General features: G+C 42.0%; 4 protein-coding genes. All 4 read right to left on the bottom strand.

The annotated features are described in order from the left end of the window. Window positions 1–222: 222 nt before the first annotated feature. The 4 genes from V7137_RS11205 to V7137_RS11220 all read right to left on the bottom strand — a co-directional run bounded on the left by V7137_RS11205 (window position 223) and on the right by V7137_RS11220 (window position 7,467). A complete protein-coding gene (locus V7137_RS11205; protein ID WP_335698166.1) occupies window positions 223–1,605 on the bottom strand; it encodes an L-cystine transporter in 1,383 nt (460 codons plus the stop codon). Window positions 1,606–1,852: 247 nt separating this feature from the next. Then, window positions 1,853–3,454 carry a glycerol-3-phosphate dehydrogenase/oxidase gene (locus tag V7137_RS11210; RefSeq protein WP_335698171.1) on the bottom strand — a complete coding sequence of 534 codons (1,602 nt, stop codon included), beginning with the start codon at window positions 3,452–3,454 and terminating at the stop codon, window positions 1,853–1,855. 192 nt (window positions 3,455–3,646) lie between these two features. Beyond that, window positions 3,647–5,137 carry a glycerol kinase GlpK gene (glpK, locus tag V7137_RS11215; protein WP_335698167.1) on the bottom strand — a complete coding sequence of 497 codons (1,491 nt, stop codon included), beginning with the start codon at window positions 5,135–5,137 and terminating at the stop codon, window positions 3,647–3,649. A gap of 137 nt (window positions 5,138–5,274) precedes the next feature. Continuing rightward, on the bottom strand, window positions 5,275–7,467 hold the full coding sequence (locus V7137_RS11220; protein WP_335698168.1) for an alpha-galactosidase: 2,193 nt from the start codon (window positions 7,465–7,467) through the stop codon (window positions 5,275–5,277). Window positions 7,468–7,517: the final 50 nt, after the last annotated feature.

Genomic DNA, 7,517 nt, shown 5'->3' on the forward strand with positions numbered 1-7,517 from the left:
TTCGTCATCTATTCTTTAAATGTTCTTATTTTTAATATGGTTAGTTTACGTATCATTAATCCGAATACTATTTCCTACAAATACAGTGTACCTCGATTTTATCTTGAATTCAAGTATTTTAAATTCAAAATATATGGCGAACCTGCCTATTTTTTATTCGTGAACAAAAAAAGGACTCTTCCGCGATGCGAAAAAGCCCTAAAACCTTGTTTCTAGTTTTTTTTATGCTTCAACAATTTCTGGTTGTTTGTAGACTTCGTTTTCAAATTCGCCTGTTACTTTACTGGTTAATATGCCTGATGTCATTGCTCCGCTAACGTTTAGAGCTGTACGTCCCATGTCAATAAGAGGCTCCACAGAAATAAGCAAACCAACGATCGCAATTGGAAGATTCATGACTGATAAAACGATCAATGCAGCGAAAGTTGCGCCGCCACCTACACCGGCAACACCAAAGGAGCTAATCGCAACCACAAGAATGAGTGTTAAGATAAAGGATATGCTCGTAGGATCGACACCTGCGGCTGGAGCCACCATCACCGCTAACATCGCTGGATAAACACCTGCACATCCGTTTTGACCAATGGTAAGCCCAAACGACCCTGCAAAGTTTGCGATTCCTTCTGATACACCAAAGTCTTTGGTTTGGGTTTTAATTGTCATTGGCAATGTACCCGCACTTGTCCTTGAGGTGAAGGCAAAGGTCAAGGTTGGCAGCCCTTTTTTCACATAATTTACAGGACTTAGTTTTGCAAAGGATAATAGTAATAAATGGACGATGAACACTAGAATGAGTGCCACATAGGAGGCAATCACAAACTTACCTAATTTCGCAATCGCGGCATAATCACTTGTTGCGGTAACCCTGGTTATGATCGCAAGAATTCCATATGGAGTTAAACGTAGAATAAGTGTGACTACCCTCATAACAACTGAGTAGGAAGTATCAATGATCCTTGCAAAAAATTCCCCTTGTTCCGGGTCCTTTCGTTTGACCCCTAGGTAAGCAATCCCGATAAACACAGCAAAAATAACAACCGCAATCGTCGATGTCGCGCGTGCTCCGGTTAAATCCTGGAATGGATTGCTTGGGATTAACTCAATTATTTGTTGAGGGAGTGTCATATTTTCTATCCCTGCGACTCTTTCCTCTAATTGGGCATTACGCGCAGCTTCTGCTTCTCCTTGGGTTAACTGAACCCCATCAAGGCCAAACCCTAATGCAGAGCCGATGCCAATCGCTGCAGAAATGGCCGTCGTTGCAAGCAGAATCCCAATGACAAGGAAACTTATTTTCCCTATATTTTTTGTTAACTTCAATTTTGTAAAGGCCCCTACAATGGAAACAAAAATGAGCGGCATAACCACCATTTGTAATAGTTTCACATAGCCATTTCCGACAATGTTAAACCAATCGATCGAACCTGTTGTTACTTCATGTGTGGTGCCATAAATTAGATGAATAATAAAACCAAAAATAATACCTAAACCCAGTGCACTAAAAACACGCTTGGAAAAAGAAACATGCTTCTTTTGCATCGTAAATAATCCAAACATGAGTAATAGCAGCACAGCAACATTCACGATGATAAGCATGAAATTCATGATTTTCCCCTCCTTCAATTTTGGAAAAATTGCAATCCAAATATTCCAATGCATTAAGTCGGAATTATGGTCGTCACCATATACCTGCCACTCTTTATTTCAATCAAACGTTTGATATGGTAAATAATATGACGTGACTATTCTTTATATTCCAAGCCCATCACTTATTCAATCAAACGTTTGATTAGTTTTTCAATCCTCCAAAAATTAGGTTAACATTGGGAATGCACTTCGAGAATAACTCACATCATTCATTAGGAATCGGATGGACTGCATCCGTTATGGCTGTTTCTAATTCTTCCTTGAATCGGGTCTTCTCCTCCACCGTCCATCCAAGCGCATCTTCCATATAGTCCATAATGGCATCTTTCCATTCTACTACCCAGTGAATATCAAAAAATAAAGCTCCCGTTCGGCGGATAAAAAAGTCGACTGGTTTTACTGTCATTTCTTCCTCAAAGGAATAAACGATTTGAACATACACCTCTAGCGGCAAGCCAAATTTGTTAGTGGAGTCATACTTATTGGCCATTTCAAAAATACGGTTGATATTGGAGCCGTAGCGATGGACTAATTTTCGATATTGTTCCTTTGAAAATCCTCTTAACTCGCCATCTTTTTCCTTTTTTTCAATAAAGGAAGCGAAGTTACGAGCCCCATCAACATGACCACCGGATATAGGTAAATGCTTGGTTTGGCATGCTTGAAAATGGCCGCTCTGTTTAGCGATCAAGTCCACCACCGTTTCCGCCATTTTTCTGTATCCCGTCAGCTTCCCGCCTGCGATTGTAACCAGCCCAGTATTTGAGACCCAGATTTCATCCTTTCGCGATATTTCTGAGGGATCCTTGCCTTCTTCATAAATAAGCGGTCTTACCCCTGCCCAGCTGGATTCAATATCCTCTGCCTTAATTGCAATGGTTGGAAACATATCATGAATGGCATTAAGAATGTAATCTCTGTCAGCGTCCGTCATTTTTGGATGAATCGGATCGTTGCCATAATAGGTGTCTGTTGTCCCTACATACGTTTTCCCATCCCTTGGAATGGCAAAAACCATGCGGCCATCTGCTGTATCAAAATACACGGCCTGTTTTAGGGGAAATCTCGACTGATCTATTACCAAATGGACCCCTTTTGTGAGCCGCAGTTTTTTTCCAGCTAACGACTGATCTTTGTCGCGGAGGGAATCAACCCAAGGGCCAGTGGCATTAATGATATGCTTCGCATAAATATCATAAACCGTCCCAGCTAATAGATTCTCAACTTTAGCACCGGTTACCTTACCATTTTGATAAATAAACTCGATTACTTTTGAATAATTTACTGCTTTGGCACCATGCGCGACCGCCTCTTTTATGACTTCGATGGTTAACCGGGCGTCATCAGTACGATATTCCACATAATAACCGCCGCCTTTTAATCCCTCTCGTTTAATAAGCGGCTCTTTTTGAATGGTTTCTTCAAAAGTAAGTATTTTTCTTCGCTCACTTTTTTTTACTCCTGCTAAGAAGTCATAGATTCGCAGGCCAATTGATGTACTCATTTTTCCAAACGTTCCACCCTTATGCATCGGCAGGAGCATCCATTCAGGTGTCGTTACATGCGGGCCATTTTCATATACAATCGCTCGTTCCTTCCCTACTTCCGCAACCATCTTCACTTCGAATTGTTTTAAATACCTGAGACCGCCGTGAACAAGTTTCGTTGAGCGGCTTGAAGTCCCAGCGGCAAAATCTTGCATTTCAACAAGTGCTGTTTTCATGCCTCTTGTGACGGCGTCGAATGCGATTCCAGCGCCTGTAATTCCACCACCGATGACAAGCACATCCCATTCTTCTCTTGCCATTTCCTTTAAGATTGTGTTTCGATTCAAACTCGAAAATTTTAATATTTCCACAATGCTTACCTCCAATAGGAATGAAAAAGAGACCACAACAAAGACAATGGTTAAAAATCCAATGCTTTGTTGTGGTCTCTCTAATCTTCCTGGCGAAATATTCGAAATATTAATTTAAGTTTAGTATATCATTCCGTTCCATCATTTAAAAGCCCTAGCTGCGTTTACAGCCTTTTTCCAGCCTGAATATAGATTGTTTCGATCCTCTTCAGCCATATTTGGATTGAATGCCTCATCCATATGCCATTGAGCAGCAATTTCTTCTTGGCTTGCCCAATAACCTACTGCTAATCCTGCTAAATAAGCGGCTCCTAAGGCGGTTGTTTCCCTAATTTCTGGGCGTTCAACTGGTACATCCAACATATCGCTTTGGAATTGCATTAAGAAGTTATTGGCAACAGCGCCGCCGTCTACACGCAGAGCTTTTAGTGAGATCCCTGAATCTGCTTCCATTGAAGTTAATACATCTTTTGTTTGATACGCAAGCGATTCTAACGTTGCGCGAACAAAGTGTTCTTTCGTTGTTCCACGTGTTAAGCCGAAGACAGAACCACGTACATCACTATCCCAATAAGGGGTTCCTAACCCCACGAATGCTGGAACTACATAAACACCATCGGTAGATGTTACACTCGTAGCAAATTTCTCACTCTCTTCAGCACTTCTAAACATACGGAGCCCATCACGGAGCCATTGAATAGCAGAACCGGCAACAAAGATACTTCCTTCTAAAGCATATTCTACTTTTCCGTTAATCCCCCAAGCAATGGTCGTTAACAACCCATTCGCTGATTTTACTGCTTGTTCGCCGGTATTCATAAGCATAAAGCATCCGGTCCCATACGTATTTTTCGCCATTCCTTTTTCATAACATGCCTGACCGAATAATGCCGCTTGTTGGTCCCCTGCAATGCCGGCAATTGGCACATTAGCGCCGGAGAAAGGGGAATCAATTGTTTTGGCGTATACTTCTGAAGATGGGCGTACTTCCGGAAGCATCGAAGCAGGAACTGAAAGAATTTCTAATAACTCCTCATCCCATTTAAGGTCATGAATATTATACATCAATGTTCTCGATGCATTGGAGTAATCTGTTACATGGGCCTTTCCACCAGATAGTTTCCATATAAGCCAAGTATCAATCGTTCCAAATAGCAGCTCTCCACGCTCTGCTTTTTCTCTTGCGCCTTCTACATGATCAAGAATCCATTTTACTTTTGTGCCAGAGAAATAGGCATCAAGTAACAGGCCAGTTTTATCTCTGAATAATTGGTCATAACCTTTTGCTTTTAATTCTTCACAAATCTCTGCCGTTTGCCGGGATTGCCAAACAATCGCATGATAGACCGGCTGCCCTGTTTCTTTATCCCAGACGACTGCTGTTTCCCGCTGGTTAGTAATACCGATTCCAGCCACTTGTTCTGGTTTTACGTTCGCCTCAGCCAAACAGGAAGCCATTACGGCTATGACTGAACCCCAAATTTCATTGGCATTATGCTCTACCCAACCCGGTTGTGGGAAGTATTGCTGAAACTCCTGCTGAGCAACATGAACAATCTTTCCTTCTTTATTAAAAAGAATCGCACGTGAACTTGTTGTCCCTTGATCTAAGGATAAAATGTATTTTTCCATATATGAACTCTCCCCTTACATTAAAAATTTGCCCTGTTTTTCTACTCGGACCATTTCAAGAGGCTTCTTTCCCCTTACGGAAGCGATTACAAATACTACGATTATATCAGACCTGAAAGATCATATTTTATATTTGATTACTTTTCGAATGCTTCAATGTGGTAAATACTCGAGGAAAAATCTCTATTTATCAGTGGCAGCGTTAATCCAATTTTCATTAACTCATCGCCCGCATATACCTGTTCTCCCTTATTTACTCTATAAATCTCACACGACTTTAGCCCGCGCAACTTCAGCCGGAAAAACGGCGGATTCGGTGTTGCCAAGGTTTTATAGTAAAAAACTGCAGCCCTTTCCTGATTCGGTGAAACATACATCCAAGCCGAATCCATTCCATCAAACGGACTTAACAGCCTGTATAAGTCACCAAAACAGACAATATCCTTGATTTGATGATATCGTTTGATTTGCTCCATTACAACCTTCTTATCATCACTACTCAGTTTGTCGATATTTAATTCAAACCCCAAATTTGCAGCCATCGCTACATGGCATCTCATTAAAAGCGGTGTAGTTCTCCCCACCTGATGATTCGGCACATCTGATACATGTGCCCCCATGGTAATCGCAGGATAAATGAGACTTGTTCCGTATTGAATCTTAAGCCGTTCAACAGCATCTGTATCATCACTCGTCCAGGTTTGCGGCATAAAATAGAGCATGCCAGGATCAAAGCGACCGCCTCCTCCGGAACAGCTTTCAAATAAGATCTGTGGAAATCGTTTGGTCAGTTTTTCTAGGATTCGATACAAGCCAAGCATATAACGGTGTGCGGTTTCCTTTTGCCTATGGGGTGGAAGCGCAGTCGAACCCACCTCGGTCATATTACGATTCATATCCCATTTCACATAGGAGATCTTAGCACTGCTAAAAACGCGGGTGAGCGTTTCGATTAAAAAATTACATACGTCTTCCCGGCTTAAATCAAGAATTAACTGATTTCTGGACTGTGTCCGGCTCCGTCCCGGCACATGGAGACACCAATCAGGATGCTTCCGGTACAAATTACTGTCAGGAGAAACCATTTCCGGCTCGACCCATAGCCCAAATTGCATCCCCTTTTTTTGGATATAATCAGCCAGCCCGTCTAAACCATTCGGAAGTTTTTTCTTAAAAACAAACCAATCACCCAACGAACTTTTATCATTGTCACGATGCCCAAACCAGCCATCATCCAATACAAACAGTTCGATGCCCAACTCCTTTGCTGCATCCGCAAGATCGAAAAGTTTTTTTTCATTAAAATTAAAATAGGTAGCTTCCCAGTTATTAATGAGAATTGGGCGTGTTTTGTCACGGTATACCCCACGACAAACTCTTTCCCTCAGTATTTTATGAAAAGTCCTGGACATTCCTCCAAGCCCTTCCGAGGAATAAACCATTATAGCCTCAGGTGTTTGAAACGTTTCCCCCGGCTTCAGCACCCAAGTAAAATCAAAGGGGTTTATGCCGATGCTAAGTCTTGCGGTTTGATACGGATCCACTTCGATGGAAGCTTGAAAATTCCCACTGTAGACCAAACTGACTCCATATACCTCCCCATACTCTTCGTTGGCGTCTTTTGAAAGCAGCGCAATAAAAGGATTATGTTGATGGCTGCTTGCACCCCGAGCTGATGAAATCATTTGAATTCCGTGGTTGAGTGGCTGCCTTTCGATGTGACGCTCACGCCCCCATGTTCCATAAAGGTGCAGCCAATCCCAATCTGATTGATGCATGTCTACTGACATACTCATACATTTATGTATTTCCACATCATGGCTCCCAAGGTGCTCAAAGGAGACCGATCTCGTTATCACATCAAAATCACAGTAAATTGTATAATGAAGATTCATCCCGATTCCTAGCATGGAATCTACCATTGTTAGCACTAATGTTTCTGCCTCAAAATGATTCTCGACATAAGCTGCCGGCAATCCCTCTAGTGGATGCTTTCCTTGAAAAATTTCATGAGAATCATAGACAAATTCCGTTACCGTAGTTCCGTCAGCGGAACGGATCTGATAGGCCGGCGAACGAAAGTCCCCATTCCCAAAAGCGGGATATTCCTGTGGCAGTGTATCAAGTGAAAATTGCGGAAGAGAAGGTTCCGTCGTCGGCGAAAAAGGCCTGCGTTTAAACGTCAGAATGGAAGAAGGCTGCAGCGCCTTAACCCTCTTGCCCCAATACAAATGTGCGGGATATTTACCATGGACAATTTGAATCAAATAACTAATTTTGTTATTGTACAAATGAAAAATCCCATCCTTTTCATCCCAATCAATTGGCACAGGCGCTCACTCCTCCATTGTTCGATATCCTACATTACATATCTTACTAT

The sequence above is a fragment of the Neobacillus drentensis genome (assembly GCF_036962765.1).
Lineage (GTDB): Bacteria > Bacillota > Bacilli > Bacillales > Cytobacillaceae > Neobacillus > Neobacillus drentensis_C.